The sequence below is a fragment of the Enterococcus sp. DIV2379 genome, assembly GCF_050542965.1.
In the GTDB taxonomy this organism is placed as follows: Bacteria; Bacillota; Bacilli; order Lactobacillales; family Enterococcaceae; genus Enterococcus_D; species Enterococcus_D entomosocium.
Window position 1 is genome coordinate 2,995,987 of sequence record NZ_CP172938.1, and the last position, 14,871, is coordinate 3,010,857.

Here is a 14,871-nt window from a genome sequence, read left to right on the forward strand (position 1 = left end):
AGATTATTTCATCTTTTCTTCTACAACTTTTTGGATCTCACCAAACGTCGTTTGAATATCTGCTTTTCCTGTGATCATGTCCCATGAGCGATTATCATATTCACCAAAGATATACGATAAGCCATCAACTGCGTTAACAGAAATTGCCGCTTGTCCTTTTTCTGTCTTCAATAAGAAGGATTGTGGCATCTCAACATATTCTTCATTGTCTAGCATAGCTAAGGAAGTAGGATTTGCACCTGATTTGACCCACTCTAATTGGTTTGCTTGTAACCAAGTCAGAAAGTCGACCATGCCACTTTTCTTTTCATCGAAACGTTCCTCGTTCGTTTTGAACATTGCAAACTGATCGACGCCTGAACCTTGAATGATATGTTCCGCATCCCATTGAGGAGTAAATGTTTGGCCCCAAGTGAAGTAACTGATTTCTTCCATATTACTTAGCATCCATGTTCCTTCTGGAAGAAAAATCAGCTGCTGGTTTGCAAAAAGTTTATTTGCATCTTCACCATCTGGGACCATGTAGCCGGCATCGTACAGATCCTTAAACTCTTGAACGGCATTGTAAGAATACTCATTATCGATATTGATGTTTCCTTGTGCATCTTGCCATTCCCCACCCATTTGTTGGTAGAGATTCGAATAATTCTGCATGCCCCATGTATAGCCAAAACTATAGATACCATCTGCTTTTGCTTTTTCCCCAGCTTGTCTGATTTCTTCATACGTCACTACGCCATCATCCAACGCTCCTGGAACATATTTATCCACCAAATCTTGGTTGTAATACATCACCCACGAACCCATGGTTGCCGGAATCCCATATTGACTATCATCCACTACACCAGTGTCCCAAGCAGCTTCAACGTAGTTTTCCCGTGCCAATTCTGTCCCATCGATCATGTCATCCCAAGTTTCAAGCATGTCTTGGTGTTTGTAAGTAGGCAAAGCTTCTGAGGCAATCAAAGCCAAATCAGGAACACCTTTCCCCGATTTCCCCGCAGTCGTCAACTTTGAAGTAAAGGTGTCACCTTGCATGCTTACTAACTTCACTTTAAAGTCTGGGTCTGTTTCATTGTATTGATCAATCGTTTTTTTGATTTTTTCACCGTCTGGTCCTGTCGTCGAAGACCAAAGCAAAATTTCTGAATTATTACTTGAGCTACCACTCCCGCCACAAGCAGCTAACAACACTGTACATAATAAGCTTGTCCCTACTAAAACAATAGATTTACTTACTTTCATTTTTTACACTCCTTTTAATTTAACTAAAAAGTAAAATGACATCCAATTATCAATAAACATAATCGTTAGACTATCGTCAAATAATGTTTACACCGTAAAGTTACTATAAATATAAAGCGCTGTCAACATTATTTTAACAAGGAATAACCAAAAATTATATCATTTTACTATTTTGTAAATCCACAAGGTTGTGTTATAATTAAACTATCTTTTCATTAAACATTTTAGTATAACGAGGTGATCGCTATGGAATTGGATTTAACAAACGCATCTTTACCGATCTACGAAGCACTGGCAAATGAAACTCGCTTAGCGATTTTAAGAGAATTAGGCGATAAGAAGAAAAGCATCAGTGAAATTGGACAAAAATTAGCAATCAGCAATGCTTTAATGACCAAACATATCCGTAAACTCGAAGAAGCTCAGTTGATCAAAACCGAAAAAGGATCGGGGCAAGACTGGAAGAAAAAATATTTGTCTCTAAAAACTGATTTCATCAATATCAATTTCCCAGCAAAAGTGTTTCCAGAAATGAATCTAACCTCCCAATCTGTGAAAATCGGCCACTTCACCGATTTTAAAGCTGAGCCTTCTTGTGGAATGGCGACCAAAGACCGCTTGATTGGCGCCTTAGATGATCCAAAATCTTTTCTGGATCAAGAACGTGTTGATGCAAGTATCATCTGGCTAAATAACGGTTTTTTAGAATACAAAATCCCAAATCCTTTGAAAAATGGTGAAAAAATCGAATTACTGGAAATCAGTATGGAGATCGCTTCAGAGTTCCCAATTTCGAATAACTATTGGCCCAGTGATCTTTCCTTTTACTTAAACAATCACTGCATCGGTAGTTACACCGTACCAGGAAACTTTTCGGATGTCAGAGGTTCTCTGACTCCGCAATGGTGGATCGATGAGTTCAGTCAATATGGATTGCTTAAGCATTTACGCATCAATCGCTATGATACTTCCCTCGATGGAGAAAAATTAACAGATCACAACCTGAATGAAATCGACTTAGACCACAGTGACTTTTTCACCTTTAAAATTGCTGCACCTGCAACTGCCGAAAACGCTGGTGGTTTGACCATTTTCGGCGATCGATGGGGAAATTATCCTCAAGATTTATTGTTCAATTTTTACGTATCGGAATGACTGTTGTCGTTCCATTACACAAAAAAAGCACGTAGCGAAGAGAGACCACTCCCTCAGCTAGTGCTTTTTTCTATTCTCTTACGCTGTGGCAAAAATGCGTTCGATCAACTGCATCACTGCTCGGACTTCTTCGTTTTTAACGATAGGTTCGGCACCGTTGCGTACAACGTTGTAAAAATTCTTGTAGAAAGGTTCAAAATCCGCTTCGGCTTTCGGGAAAGGAATCTCTTTGGCTGCCAATTCCGATGGCGGTGCCATCGTTTTCGTCAAGCCAACGCCTGCTTGAACTGGTTTTGGTGCGGCCACGTCTTCGCGACCTGTTGCCTGAACCATTTCACCATTTAGATCCCAATCGGTGATGGTGGCTGTTCCTTCCGTTCCTTTGATGTACCAGCGAGGCAATTGCGTGTAATTGGAGGTTCCAACTTCCACGATTGCTTTGACCCCATTTTCAAAGGTAATCAAAGCGAAGAACCCATCATCGACTTCTTCCCCCAACACAAAGCTAAGATCCACTTTGACGTCTTTCACTGGGCTGTCGATCAGCCATAGCATTTGATCTAGCAAGTGAACGCCCCAGTCTAAGAGCATTCCCCCGCCTTGTTTTTTCACATGACGCCAGTCTCCTGGGATGCCGTTTGCCCCTTGGACCCGTGATTCTAATTGGAACAAATCGCCGATCTGTCCATTACGGTACAGTTCGCGTACAAGTAAAAAATCAGGATCCCAACGGCGGTTTTGGTGAACCATAAAGGTATTGCCGGTTTCTTGGGCAACCGCCACGATCTCATCTAGTTCCGCAGTATTCAGCGCAACAGGCTTCTCGCAAACAACATGTTTGCCTGCTCTCAATGCAGCGATCGATAACTCTTTATGCAAGTCATTAGGTGTGGCGATCAATACTGCTTCGATCGTCTCATCGGCTAAGACTTCATCATAGCTTTTAAAGATCTTATGGCCTTTTTCTTGTGAGATCGCTTGACGTTCTTCATTGATATCGTAAGTTCCTACGATGTGGATTCGTTCGTTTTCATTTGGTAAGATATTGTGGACATGGTACGCACCCATGCCGCCATATCCGATTACTGCAAAATTGATTGCACTCATGTCTGACACTCCTCGGTTTTCTTCTTATGCCCACCACATGGATGAAGCTTCTTCACGGATCATAATCGTCTTCAAGTTGCTGATGGCACGATTCAGTCCTTCATCAATGGACATGATTGGATCTTCATGCTCAATACTCAAGACATAATCATACCCATAAATTCTAAGTGCAGAAATAATATCTGACCAGACTTGTAAGCTGTGGCCGCAACCGACTGAACGGAAGGTCCAAGCTCGGGTTTTGACATTGCTATATGGCTGCATGTCCGTCAAGCCATGCATGTTGATATTGTCTTGGTCCAAATACGTATCTTTGGCATGGAAGTGATGGATCGCATCGGCTTCCCCTAAGATTTTGACCGCTGCCACTGGGTCGATCCCTTGCCACCATAAATGACTTGGATCCAAGTTACAGCCGATGGCTTTACCCGCAGCATCCCGCAGTTTCAACATCGTATAAGGGGTATGTGCCAAAAAGCCGCCATGAAGTTCGATCCCGATTTTAACACCAGCCGCTTCCGCTTCCGTGTTGATGCCTTTCCAATAAGGAATCAGTTTTTGTTCCCATTGATAATTATAATTGTCATCGTATTCCGTCGGCCATGGCAATACTGGCCAGTTGACTTGTGTATCTGTTGCATTTCCGCCTGAAACGCCTGAAAAACCATTCACAACAGGTACATTCATTAAGCTGGCTAATTTGATGGTTTTACGCAAAAGTTCATCGGCTTCTTGCGCTTCTGCTTTTAGTGGAGAGATTGGGTTGTTGTGACAGCTCAAAGCTGAGATTTCCAATCCTTTATCAGCTAATTTTGCCAAGTATTCTTTTCGCTCTGCTTCACTTGCTAGTAAACAGTCAATGTCTAAGTGGGCATTGCCGGGAGAACCACCGGTACCGATCTCAACGGTTTGGAGCCCTTTTTTCGCTACTTCATCGATCATTTCTTCAAAGCTAAGTTGATTGAATAACGGGGTAAAAACACCTAATTTCATTTTCTTTCCTCCTCAATTGCTTGAAAATGCCCATATGTTGGGTAACGATTTTCTGTTGGTGCACACCAGCGAGCCGCATTTTGGATCACTTTTTGCACTTTGGGATTGTAATAGCTTGGGAATGTCTCATGACCAGGCTGGAAATAGAAGATTTTGCCATTCCCACGGCGGAATGTACAGCCGCTGCGGAAAACTTCACCACCAGGGAACCAGCTGACAAAGATCAATTCATCCGGCGCTGGAATATCAAAGTGCTCGCCATACATTTCCTCTTGCTCTAGTTCGATCCATTCGCCGACTCCTTCAGCGATTGGGTGGCTTGGATTAACATTCCAGATCCGCGCATGCTGATCGTCTACCCGCCATTTCAAATCGCACGACGTTCCCATCAACGTTTTAAAGATTTTCGAAAAGTGGCCAGAATGCAAGACGATCAGTCCCATTCCTTCCCATACACGCTGCTGCACACGAGCAACGATAGCATCATCGACTTCTTCATGCGCCATATGGCCCCACCAAACCAACACATCCGTGTCAGCCAATACTTGCTCCGTCAACCCATGTTCTGGTTCATCAAGGGTCGCCGTTCGTACTTGAAAATCATCCTCTGCTAAAAACTTGGCAATTTGACCATGGATTCCTTCTGGATACATTTTTTGGACGGTCTCATTCGTTTTTTCATGACGAAACTCGTTCCATAACGTAACATGGATCATTGGTAGACCTCCTCTACGATGTCTTTTAATTGCAGATAATCAATCCCGCTGGCTTCTAAAGGAGCGAATTTTTGAAACGCTTCCTGCTCGACGATCAGCCATGGTAGTTCTAATGCTTTAGCTGCTTCTACATACGACTTAATTGGTAAAATCCCATTGCCGATCTCGGTGCTTTCCTGCGGCTGCTCTTGCATATCTTTGATATGAACCAAGCCGACCTTCGTTTCGCGTTCCTTTAGCCAAGGTAAAATAGCCACGTTTGCAAAGGCTAACCAGTAAAGGTCGGCTTCCAAACGCAGTTGCGGATTGTCTTTGATCAGTTCATCGATCATGGATTTTCCAGCAACTTCAGTAAATTCATGGGCATGGTTGTGGTAGTAGCAAGTCAGCCCTTCTGCCTGCAATTTTTGGGTGATCTGGGTCAGCTCCGCAGCAAAGGCTTGCCATTTTTCCAAAGAATCAAAGCTGGCATACGGAATCACGATCCGTTGATTGCCAATCGTTTTTTCAAAAGCGACGGTTTCTTCAAAACGATCTTGCAATGCTTCAAACGGGATATGGGAAGCCGCGACCGCCAAATCCAACTGCTCCAGCATTTCTTTGATCTGAACAGCGCTGTGTCCATGATAACCGGCAAATTCAACACCGTCATAGCCGTTTTGTTTTACTGTTTTCAACGCATCAAAAAGATTTGTCTTGCAGTCCTCTTGAATACTCCAAAGCTGTAAAGCGATTTTCGGTTTTGTCATTTGTGCTCGCTCCTTTTCTTCCAGCAGTTCTTATAGGTAGACTGGCTCACCGGTTTGCGATGATTTGTAGATCGCTTCTAGAATCTCCGTCACGACCATTGCTTCTTCAGGTTTGACCACTGGTTCGGTATCGTTGATGATCGCATGGATCCACGATTGTGCTTCTAAAATTTCTGGCGTCTCCCCGTTTCCTTCATAAAAATCAACGCCGCCTGTTTCAAGTTCGATATTTTTTTCATACAGCAAGCTGTGGTCTTCCCCATTGATGGTCAAACCGTTGTTCATATCCGCACCGGCTTTGCTACCCATCAGTGTCGTTTTGGCTTCTTTCACATCCAAGCTGTTGAGCGCCCAGCTGGCTTCTAAGAAAATCGTTGCGCCATCTTCCATGACCACAAAACCAAAGGCCGAATCTTCTACTGAGAATTTCTCTGGGTCCCAAGGGCCCCAAGCATTTGCGGCATTTTTGGTTTGCGACAACTCATGATACGCTTTTCCGACAACAAATTTTGGTTTGTAATTGTTCATCATCCATAAGGTCAGATCCAATGCGTGGGTACCGATATCGATCAAAGGACCGCCGCCTTGCGCCTCTTCATCAAGGAAAACACCCCAAGTTGGCACAGCCCGACGACGGATCGCATGAGCTTTCCCAAAATAAATGTTTCCTAATTGTCCTTCGGCGCACACTTCATGAAGATAACGAGAATCTTTTCTAAAACGGTTTTGGTAGCCGATCGTGAGTTTTTTTCCTGTTCGGTTGGCTGCTTCGATCATTGCTTTGGCTTCTGCCGCTGTTTTTGCCATTGGTTTTTCACACATGACATGACAATCCGCTTCTAGTGCAGCAATCGTCAACTCAGCATGTGAGGCGTTTGGTGTACACACATGGATCACATCTAGATCAGCTTGTGCCAACATTTCTTGATAATCGCTGAATACTTGAGCATCTTCGGTCCCAAATGCTGATTTCGCTTCAACTGCACGTTCAACCAGCAGATCACAAAAGGCAACCATTTCTACTTCCTCTACTTGAGACAAGGCAGGCATGTGCTTGCCGTTTGCGATCCCACCGCACCCAATAATTCCAACTTTAACTGTCATATCTTTCCTCCTGAAAACGCTTATTATTTTCTACCCCCTCATTATAGCGAAACATCGAAAGCAGTTCTTCCCAGTTTCCATTGAAAAAATTCCCGAAAATTATCTTATGAAACTTTAACAAAAAGAACCACTCCACAATTTATGCAAAGCGCTTAAAAAAACACTATCGAGAAAAAAATAGTGCCAGATCAACAAAAAAACAGTCGACAAGCAAAGGCTCATCGGCTGTTTCTATCAATTTTGATTCAATTGTTTCTGGTACTGCAACGGTGATTGACCAACAGCTTCCTTAAAGACATGATGAAATGTTTTGACACTGGCAAAGCCTGCTTTTTCAGCGACTTCCGCCATCGGGATCTTTTCATTTGCCAAGATAAATTTGGCTTGATTGATGCGGTATTCCGTCAAAAACTGCATGAAGGTCTTGCCAGTATTGGTTTTAAAGAAACGCGTGAAATAATGGGGACTAAACCCTACATGTCTTGCGGTGTCCTCCATTGTCAAGACTTCTTGGTAATGGGATTCGATGTACTCAAAGACATCATTCAGACGCTGCAAGGTTTCTTTATATTGTGCGGCCGTTCGTTTTAGTGGATTGACGGCTCGTTTTCGCTTTGGCAAGCTTTGATAGCACTCCCCGATCAACTGGTAAAGCAGCCCGAGAGTCAAATAACGCTTCCCAACAACATTTTCCTCTTCCAACTGATACAACTCGATCAAGAGACCTGTTATTTTTTCCGTAAAACTCGCTGGCCAATTTTTGCTGTGGGGCTCCCCTTCTTCAAAGAGTGTCATCAAGGATACTTCATTTTCTCGCAGCAGCGGCTCTTCAAAAAGCTGCATATCAAATTGATAGACATAGCGTTCACTCTCAGGTGATGCAAGAAAGTAGTGGGGCTGCCCGCTGGAAAAAAGATATAGATCCCCTTCTTTCAACTCAATAATCGTATCGTCAACACCAATATTCACCGTGCCGCGCTTAGCGTAAATGATCTCGATTTCTTTATGGACATGGGGATAAACGATGGTCAAACCATCATTTAGAAACGTTCGAAAACGAAATTCACTTTCAAATTCAGGAATTTCAAGATACATACTCATGGCTGACCGACTCCTTCGCTCTATTCTTATTTATTATAAGCGAAAAATTGCCCAAGAGAAAACCTTTTCTCAGCCAATCATAGTTTCTTCTGCTTTTTTGTGGTATCGTATTCAAGAAAAGGAGTCTTGTTTATGAATTATTATGATCAACATCTGCATACATTTTTGTCTTTTGATTCAGATGAACAGTTTGAGAATTATCTAGCTTACCAGCCTGCCTACTTCGTTGCGACAGATCATTTCGATTTGAAGAACCCCTACTCGGGATTCCGTGATGATATTCCTGACTATGAATTACTAGTAAAAACCCACCAGAAGCTGCAAGAGACCACAGCGACGAAACTCTTAAAAGGCATCGAGATTGGTGTCGTGCCTGGTCAAGAACAAGAAATCTTGCGCTATCTTGAAAGCCATCCTTATGACTTGAAATTGATCAGTATCCATCAAAACGGTACCTTTGATTATATGGACGATGCCGTGTTGACGAAGGACAAATTTGCAGTCGCCAAACAATACTTTGACCAAATGGCCCACGTGTTGGACTCGTTTCCAGACGGGCATATCGTGACCCACTTTGATTATGGCTTGCGTCGTTTCCAATTTACAGCTGAGGAATTGGCCGCCCATTTTGAAACAGAGTTAACGACGATCTTCAAAAAAATCGTTGCCCGTGACTTAGCGATGGAAATCAACGCTAAGAGCTTTGGCCCTTATCAAAATGCCCACCTTTACCAATATGCTATCCCGCTGTATCAAAGTGTCGGGGGTAACTTGTTCACCCTCGGCTCTGATGCCCATAAAGCCAGTGATTATCGGTTAGATTTTGCAGCGATGAGCGATCTGCTGCGTTCCTTTGGTGTCAATCAATTAGCGGTCTTTCAAGGTAGTGAACGGTTTATGGCGGATCTGCCGACAGAATAAGCTTATTCTTTGACTATCATGCAAAAAAATTAAAAATGACCAGCCTATAAAGGATGATTCCAGCTTCATTAGCAATCATCCTTTATAGGCTGGTCATTTTAGACGTGCGTATTATTTAATGGTTTTCAATCCTTGCACATTCAGGTCACGAAAATCAATGATCGTTTGATCCGCTGGCAGATCTTGCGCAGGGAATGCTGGATTTGCAAAACCAATACAGTACATCCCCGCATCTTTGGCAGCTTTACAGCCATTGATCGTATCTTCAATGACGATACATTGCTGAGGGTTCGTGCCCAACAAAGACGCTACTTTCAAGAATACGTCGGGAAAAGGTTTCGAGCGTGCTACCTCTTCACTACTGACGATCTCAGTAAAATAGTTTCGCAACTGCAATTGATCCAGGTTCTCCTCAATCTCTTTTTTGGGAGAAGAGGAAGCAACACCAAGCTGAAAGTTCGCTTCTGCTAACTGCCGAATCAATGTTTGCACATGAGGAATCGCTTTGACGCCATCACGTGTGATCAACGCTTTTCTTCTGAGATTCATTTCTTCAATGTACGCTGAAACAGATTTTTGTAACTGTAATTCTTCCTTCATTTTTTCCCACATAAATTCTGCAGTGGTCCCCATGAACTGATAGTGATACGACTCATCTACAAGGTGTCCTTCACTATGAAGCATCGCTGTTTTTGATTCTAAAAACGTATACTCAGAATCTACGATAACCCCATCCATATCAAAAATTACCGTTGGCATCATTGGCATAACCCCTGAATCGATGGCGACTCAAATGTCTCGACCCAGTCATTGTGAAAGTCCGTTATTGCTTTTTGAATGGAAGGCATGGCTAACCCCTGTCGATAGATGTCTGGATCAGCAGTGAGCGCATGTGCCCCTGCACGAATCGCGCGATTCATTTGCGCAGTGTTCTTAAAGCTTGCAGCAAGGATCTTACTTTGTGCTTGAGTGGTATGAATCGCTTGTGCCAATGATTCAATGACTGTTGGTGCATCAACATTGATATTTTCCATACGGTTATAGTATGGCGCCAAATAATCGACTCCAGCACCAATCGCTAAGAACCCCTGTAATTCGGTATAAATGGCTGTAGCTGTTAAATTGAATTCACGCTCTTTTAATCGTTTGATGGCTTCTAACCCATTTTCATTGACAGGGATTTTGATATAGACGTCGTTTCCCAGCTTATTGATAATCGTTTCTGCATCTAGGATCATCTCATCGACAGTTTCCCCAACCACTTGAACGTGTAAGGACGCTTCTCCGATTCGTTCTTTCACTGCTTGCAAATGAGTAAAAAAGTCGATGTTCCCCGCAGCTTTCAAAATCGTGGGGTTCGAGGTTACTCCTGCCAGCGGGAGTACCTTTTGATAGTGGGTGATTTCCTCAAGATTTACTGTATCCAAAAAGAATTCCATTGTTTACACTCCTTCAATCTTACGTTTTACTAGACAGTTTCCTTACTTAATACTGATTTTTGTTCCTTTTTCAATCACAGGGATCGTTTTTTCTTCTACATAAAGTGTGCCTGGTAATTCAGAGGTCGAACTGCCATCAAATTTAATCGTGATGTGTCCTAACTCTTGCAAATTCCTTGATACCACATCACCTACCGAGGTAATTTGATAGCTTTGATCATCGATCCATAATTTTTGTTCAGATGTAATCGTGCCATTCATTGGCTGTACTTCAATATTGTAACAATAGTCAGCTAATGCTGCCGGTGCATCTTTGCCAAAAAGAATGATCATATTTTCTTCGCGAAATAATTCTGCCTCCACACCGATTGAAAGAACTGTCGTAGTAAAAACTGCCATTTCTGCTTCCTCCTATACTGATTTAACTATAAAGTCCAAAACTTGCAAGCCATGCTACGAAGACCCGTGGTACACCATTTAAGAAACGAGAATAAAGAACAGAAGGTACCCCAACCTCAACCGTTTCCGCTTCTGCCTCTTCTAATCCTAACCCAACTGGAATGAAATCACAGGCATTTTGAGTATTGATCGCAAATAATGCAGGTAGAGCAAGTTGAGGTGGAATCGTTCCTTTACCGATCTCGACCCCAATCAGAGTTCCAATCACTTGACTGATCACTGCCCCTGGTCCAAGTAACGGGGAGAGAAATGGCAAGGAACAAATAAAGCCAATGATCATCAATCCCCAAATATTGCCAGCCAATGGCGCCATTACATTCGCAAAGAAATTTCCAACGCCTGACCCTTGAATGATCCCAATCAACAGGGAAACAAATGCCATGAAGGGAATGACGGTATTGATCATCGTCTGAACCCCATCTCGTGCAGATTGGTTAAAGGTCGCAACGACTTTCCCGGTGCCCATCCCGATCTTGGCAATAAAATTTTGTTGCTCGGCTTTTTGCTCCGTGATTTTTTTCGAAGTATCGTAGGTAAATTCCCGCTTAGGAGCTGTTGCTTCATTGGTGACAGTGATTGCTTCTTGCTCTTCGCTTAATGAAATTTGGTCGACCCCAACCGCCGAAACATAGATCTGTTCATTGATATATTGTGCTAATGGCCCGCTTTTCCCCGTTGCGACGACATTGATCGTCGGAATCCCTTTTTTGGGATAAATACCGCAACGTAGTGTGCCACCACAGTCAATGATTGCCAATGCAATTTCATCATCGGGAATCGATGTTTTAAAGCCATTGACTGCTTCCATTCCCGTTAATTCAACAATTTTATCAACGATTGCAGGTCGCTCACCACCACCAGTAATGTAAATAAATTTATGTCTTTCTTCTGTCGGCGTGATCACTAAGGGACCGCCATAACCACCGCTGCCTTTGACTACTCGTATACTTTTATACGTCATCTTGATTCCTCCTTATTCTGCCACTAGTTTGACGGTTTTACTCAAAGTGATGCCTTGCTGCTTACACACGTAAGCAGTCGTAAAGTCGGTGACCCAACCACCAATAAAGTTCATGATCATACCGACCAACAGATAACGAATCGCCAGCTCCATCGAGTTTAAGCCTAATGTTGTGATTCCTTGGGCAATACCCAACCATACAAAGAGTTCTCCCGGATTGATATGAGGAAATACCCCATTACTGGTGTGACAAAATTGCGCTTGTGAAGCATAATAGCTAGGTTTATAGTATTCAGGTAAAAAGCGAGCCATAGTAAACGACATTGGATTTCCTAACATAAAGGCAGATAGGAAAGGTAAAAGCAAATAGCGAGTAAAAGGATTTTTTGAAGATAAACGTGCCACTTTGGTCACGCGTTCTTCTCCTAAGAAAGCAATCAGCGTATTCATGGCGACCATCAGCATTAGCACCACTGGAACGATACCTGTCATCCATGAGATAAAGGTTTCTGCTCCGGTTTGAAAAAGGCTCATAAAACCTTCAGCAAATTTTGTAATATACTCCATTATTTTGCACTCCTTTTTTCTTTCATGTATATTTTCTCTTTCCATGTTTGTATTTGTATTTTCAACAGTGTTACAGGCGACACTCCTTGACTTTCGGTATAGTTCCCGGCTTCTGTGCGCAAATAGATTTCTCTGGCATTTTCCATCGCTTGAATCGTCAACTTGTTTTCTTTTTGCACATTGGGATGGTACTTATCGATATAATGAATATCTTCTCCTAGATAGACCGGCAGCTCTTTAAACTTCGCCAACACGGTTACCCCTTGCATCTTTCTGGCATCAAGAATGATTCCTGCTGGATCGACCGCAAATAAAACGATCGTTCCTGCTTTTATTTTCCCAGCTCTGCGTCCAATCGCTACCTTGCCTTTTTTGCGCAGTTGCTGATAGTTTTGATTAAAGTGTTTGATCTGTTTTAACCCAAAAAGAATTTGTAACAAATAGGCGCCTAAGGCAAAAATACCAAATAGATAAACAAAACTCATATAATCAACTCCTTCTGATAAAGCCATTCTTTCAATGCCAATAGATTTTCTCGGGCACTGATTTCTTCTCTGAAATCCGCGTTGCCAGCAATCGCAAATAATTCATCATAAATGCGCAACAAGTCTTGTTCGTTTTTCCCTGTCAATTCACTTGGAATACCTAACAAAAAAATCAGTTTGATATTGCCCTCAGGAGTAACCAATTTCCTTTTGAATACACCTATCGACAGAACGATTTTATCTGTTTGATCATTGATCGCATGGGGAAAGCCAATCTCAGAATCAAAAATCGTGGCATGTTTTTCCTCTCTTTGTCTGATTCGTTCCAAAAAGCACTCATCTACTATATGCTCCTTTGTTAATTCGGCGATCATTGACTGGACATTCTCTTGATAGGTCAAGTCAGGATCTAAGTGATTAAAATGTAAGAGGATCGACTGCTTCCCTACTGACTGCAAGCGTTCGGCTTTTTCCCACTCATTGCGCAACCAATGATCGTCAAATAAGTTGGTCAATTTAATGATTGGACTTTTCACTTGCTCTAAATGTTTTAATGGAATCGTCGTAAAAATGGCGAAGTAATCGGTCAGATTTTCCTGCTGATAGGCTTCCTCTGATAAATGGGTGATGCGAATATCATTGCCTAAGACTCGTTCCAATTGACGACGAATGATCATCGCCGTACCTCTGCCACTGTGACAAACTACAGCAATTTGCTTTTTGGCTGGTTCGTTTTGTTGGCTTTTCAAAGCAAGTTCAAAATAAAGTGCTAGATAACTGATTTCGACTGTGGGTATGGTTCGACCAACCACTTCTTCAATCTCTTGTAGACCGACTTTGGCTAATTCATAGGCAAAGGGATATTGTCGCTCGATTTCGCCGTAAAACAAATCGCTTAATTTTGCTTGGACCACGATTCGGTTGATCATATACTTTAAGTGTTCTTTCATTTCTAAAAACAAAACTTTCTCATTGATATCCAAAACGAGCGTGCGATGGATTCGCTTTAGCATCGCTTTAAAGTACTGTTCGACTGCTGTCGGGACAACCGTACGCTCAATTAAGGAATTTGCAGATAAATTTAACGGGAACCAGAGAAAGTCCTGTTCTGTTTGACTTAAAGTCACTCGGTATTTGGTCTCTAGATGATAGATCAACTGCTCGATTTGTTCTTCTTCTTTGATGAAATTTGTATAACAATTCGGTATCGTCTCTAAATAATTCCCTTCAATGATCCTTTTCATGGAAATAGAAATCACTTTATACAGTAAACGACCATAATACTGCGGAATCCCTGAGAGAGAAATGATTTTTTGGATCATTGCTCGTGTATCGTTTTCTAAATGATTTTCATAAAAATAATCTTGTACATAATAGATGTAAAGCAATCGCAGATTAAATTCACTTCCTTTAATCTGAATCCCTCTATTTGGCGTTCCAACTACTTCTGTATCAAAAGGCTTGAGTAGCTTTTTTAGCATCCGAAAATCATTATAGACAGTACTCCTACTGATCCCTAGCGCTTCAGACAGATCGTCAATTAAAATAAATGACTTTTCCTCGATCAATTGTTTTAGGATAAATGCTACCCGCTTACTTGCTGAGTTAAAATCGGTTTCTTTTTTTAACTTTCCAGCCAAAATGAGTTCAAATTCTTCAGCGTCTTCTACCTCAATCGAATAGCTCTTTTTCCTTTGCACGATTTTCGCAATACCAATTAGTTCTTCATTAAGCAGATCAATACTACTCTTTACTGTTTTTGAACTACTGCTCAACTTTTTCTGTAAATCAATGATTGAAATATCCTTATGGGTTATTAACAAGTCTAAGATTTGATACCATCGATTTACGAATGCCATTTTATCCCCC

General features: G+C 42.0%; 16 protein-coding genes. 2 read left to right on the forward strand and 14 right to left on the reverse strand.

The window, feature by feature from the left end; translation table 11 throughout:
* Positions 1-3: 3 nt before the first annotated feature.
* The gene (locus IGI92_RS13700; protein WP_301388807.1) at positions 4-1,245 is read right to left on the reverse strand and encodes an extracellular solute-binding protein; all 1,242 of its coding nucleotides are present in this window, start codon (positions 1,243-1,245) and stop codon (positions 4-6) included.
* A gap of 246 nt (positions 1,246-1,491) precedes the next feature.
* Between IGI92_RS13700 and IGI92_RS13705 the strand changes: the two genes are divergently transcribed.
* Entirely contained in the window at positions 1,492-2,400 is a 909-nt protein-coding gene (locus tag IGI92_RS13705) for an ArsR/SmtB family transcription factor (protein ID WP_008380365.1), read from the forward strand.
* A gap of 78 nt (positions 2,401-2,478) precedes the next feature.
* Here the strand turns inward: IGI92_RS13705 and IGI92_RS13710 are convergent, their stop codons facing one another.
* The 6 genes from IGI92_RS13710 to IGI92_RS13735 form a co-directional block, all read right to left on the reverse strand.
* Positions 2,479-3,507: a Gfo/Idh/MocA family protein gene (locus tag IGI92_RS13710; protein ID WP_244732441.1), complete on the reverse strand. Its 1,029-nt coding sequence runs from the start codon at positions 3,505-3,507 to the stop codon at positions 2,479-2,481.
* A 24-nt stretch (positions 3,508-3,531) separates the two neighbouring features.
* Positions 3,532-4,500: a sugar phosphate isomerase/epimerase family protein gene (locus IGI92_RS13715; RefSeq protein ID WP_101699350.1), complete on the reverse strand. Its 969-nt coding sequence runs from the start codon at positions 4,498-4,500 to the stop codon at positions 3,532-3,534.
* Positions 4,497-5,216: a ThuA domain-containing protein gene (locus IGI92_RS13720; RefSeq protein ID WP_142437711.1), complete on the reverse strand. Its 720-nt coding sequence runs from the start codon at positions 5,214-5,216 to the stop codon at positions 4,497-4,499. The genes IGI92_RS13715 and IGI92_RS13720 overlap by 4 nt, the downstream gene beginning before the upstream one ends.
* Entirely contained in the window at positions 5,213-5,965 is a 753-nt protein-coding gene (locus tag IGI92_RS13725; RefSeq protein WP_196043764.1) for a sugar phosphate isomerase/epimerase family protein, read from the reverse strand. The genes IGI92_RS13720 and IGI92_RS13725 overlap by 4 nt, the downstream gene beginning before the upstream one ends.
* A gap of 30 nt (positions 5,966-5,995) precedes the next feature.
* The gene (locus IGI92_RS13730) at positions 5,996-7,069 is read right to left on the reverse strand and encodes a Gfo/Idh/MocA family protein (protein ID WP_005228203.1); all 1,074 of its coding nucleotides are present in this window, start codon (positions 7,067-7,069) and stop codon (positions 5,996-5,998) included.
* 234 nt (positions 7,070-7,303) lie between these two features.
* Positions 7,304-8,170, reverse strand: a complete 867-nt coding sequence (locus IGI92_RS13735; protein ID WP_301389587.1) for an AraC family transcriptional regulator — start codon at positions 8,168-8,170, stop codon at positions 7,304-7,306.
* 132 nt (positions 8,171-8,302) lie between these two features.
* Here IGI92_RS13735 and IGI92_RS13740 point away from each other — a divergent pair, with 132 nt between their 5' ends.
* Positions 8,303-9,091, forward strand: coding sequence for a PHP domain-containing protein (locus IGI92_RS13740; RefSeq protein ID WP_008380351.1), 789 nt, complete (start codon positions 8,303-8,305; stop codon positions 9,089-9,091).
* Positions 9,092-9,202: 111 nt separating this feature from the next.
* Here IGI92_RS13740 and IGI92_RS13745 read toward each other — a convergent pair whose 3' ends face one another.
* From IGI92_RS13745 to IGI92_RS13775, 7 genes are read right to left on the reverse strand one after another with little or no spacing between them, the layout of a single operon-like run.
* Positions 9,203-9,853: an HAD family hydrolase gene (locus IGI92_RS13745; protein WP_144330891.1), complete on the reverse strand. Its 651-nt coding sequence runs from the start codon at positions 9,851-9,853 to the stop codon at positions 9,203-9,205.
* Complete coding sequence (locus IGI92_RS13750) at positions 9,850-10,530, reverse strand: fructose-6-phosphate aldolase (protein WP_008380347.1); 681 nt, start codon at positions 10,528-10,530, stop codon at positions 9,850-9,852. The genes IGI92_RS13745 and IGI92_RS13750 overlap by 4 nt, the downstream gene beginning before the upstream one ends.
* Positions 10,531-10,572: 42 nt before the next feature.
* Positions 10,573-10,929: a PTS glucitol/sorbitol transporter subunit IIA gene (locus IGI92_RS13755; RefSeq protein WP_016621850.1), complete on the reverse strand. Its 357-nt coding sequence runs from the start codon at positions 10,927-10,929 to the stop codon at positions 10,573-10,575.
* A 22-nt stretch (positions 10,930-10,951) separates the two neighbouring features.
* On the reverse strand, positions 10,952-11,950 hold the full coding sequence (gene srlE / locus IGI92_RS13760; protein WP_301389586.1) for a PTS glucitol/sorbitol transporter subunit IIB: 999 nt from the start codon (positions 11,948-11,950) through the stop codon (positions 10,952-10,954).
* Between the two features lie 12 nt (positions 11,951-11,962).
* A complete protein-coding gene (gene srlA / locus IGI92_RS13765) occupies positions 11,963-12,517 on the reverse strand; it encodes a PTS glucitol/sorbitol transporter subunit IIC (RefSeq protein ID WP_008380340.1) in 555 nt (184 codons plus the stop codon).
* Complete coding sequence (locus tag IGI92_RS13770; protein ID WP_008380338.1) at positions 12,517-13,002, reverse strand: transcriptional regulator GutM; 486 nt, start codon at positions 13,000-13,002, stop codon at positions 12,517-12,519. The genes srlA and IGI92_RS13770 overlap by 1 nt, the downstream gene beginning before the upstream one ends.
* A complete protein-coding gene (locus tag IGI92_RS13775; protein WP_301389585.1) occupies positions 12,999-14,861 on the reverse strand; it encodes a BglG family transcription antiterminator in 1,863 nt (620 codons plus the stop codon). The genes IGI92_RS13770 and IGI92_RS13775 overlap by 4 nt, the downstream gene beginning before the upstream one ends.
* Positions 14,862-14,871 lie beyond the last annotated feature (10 nt).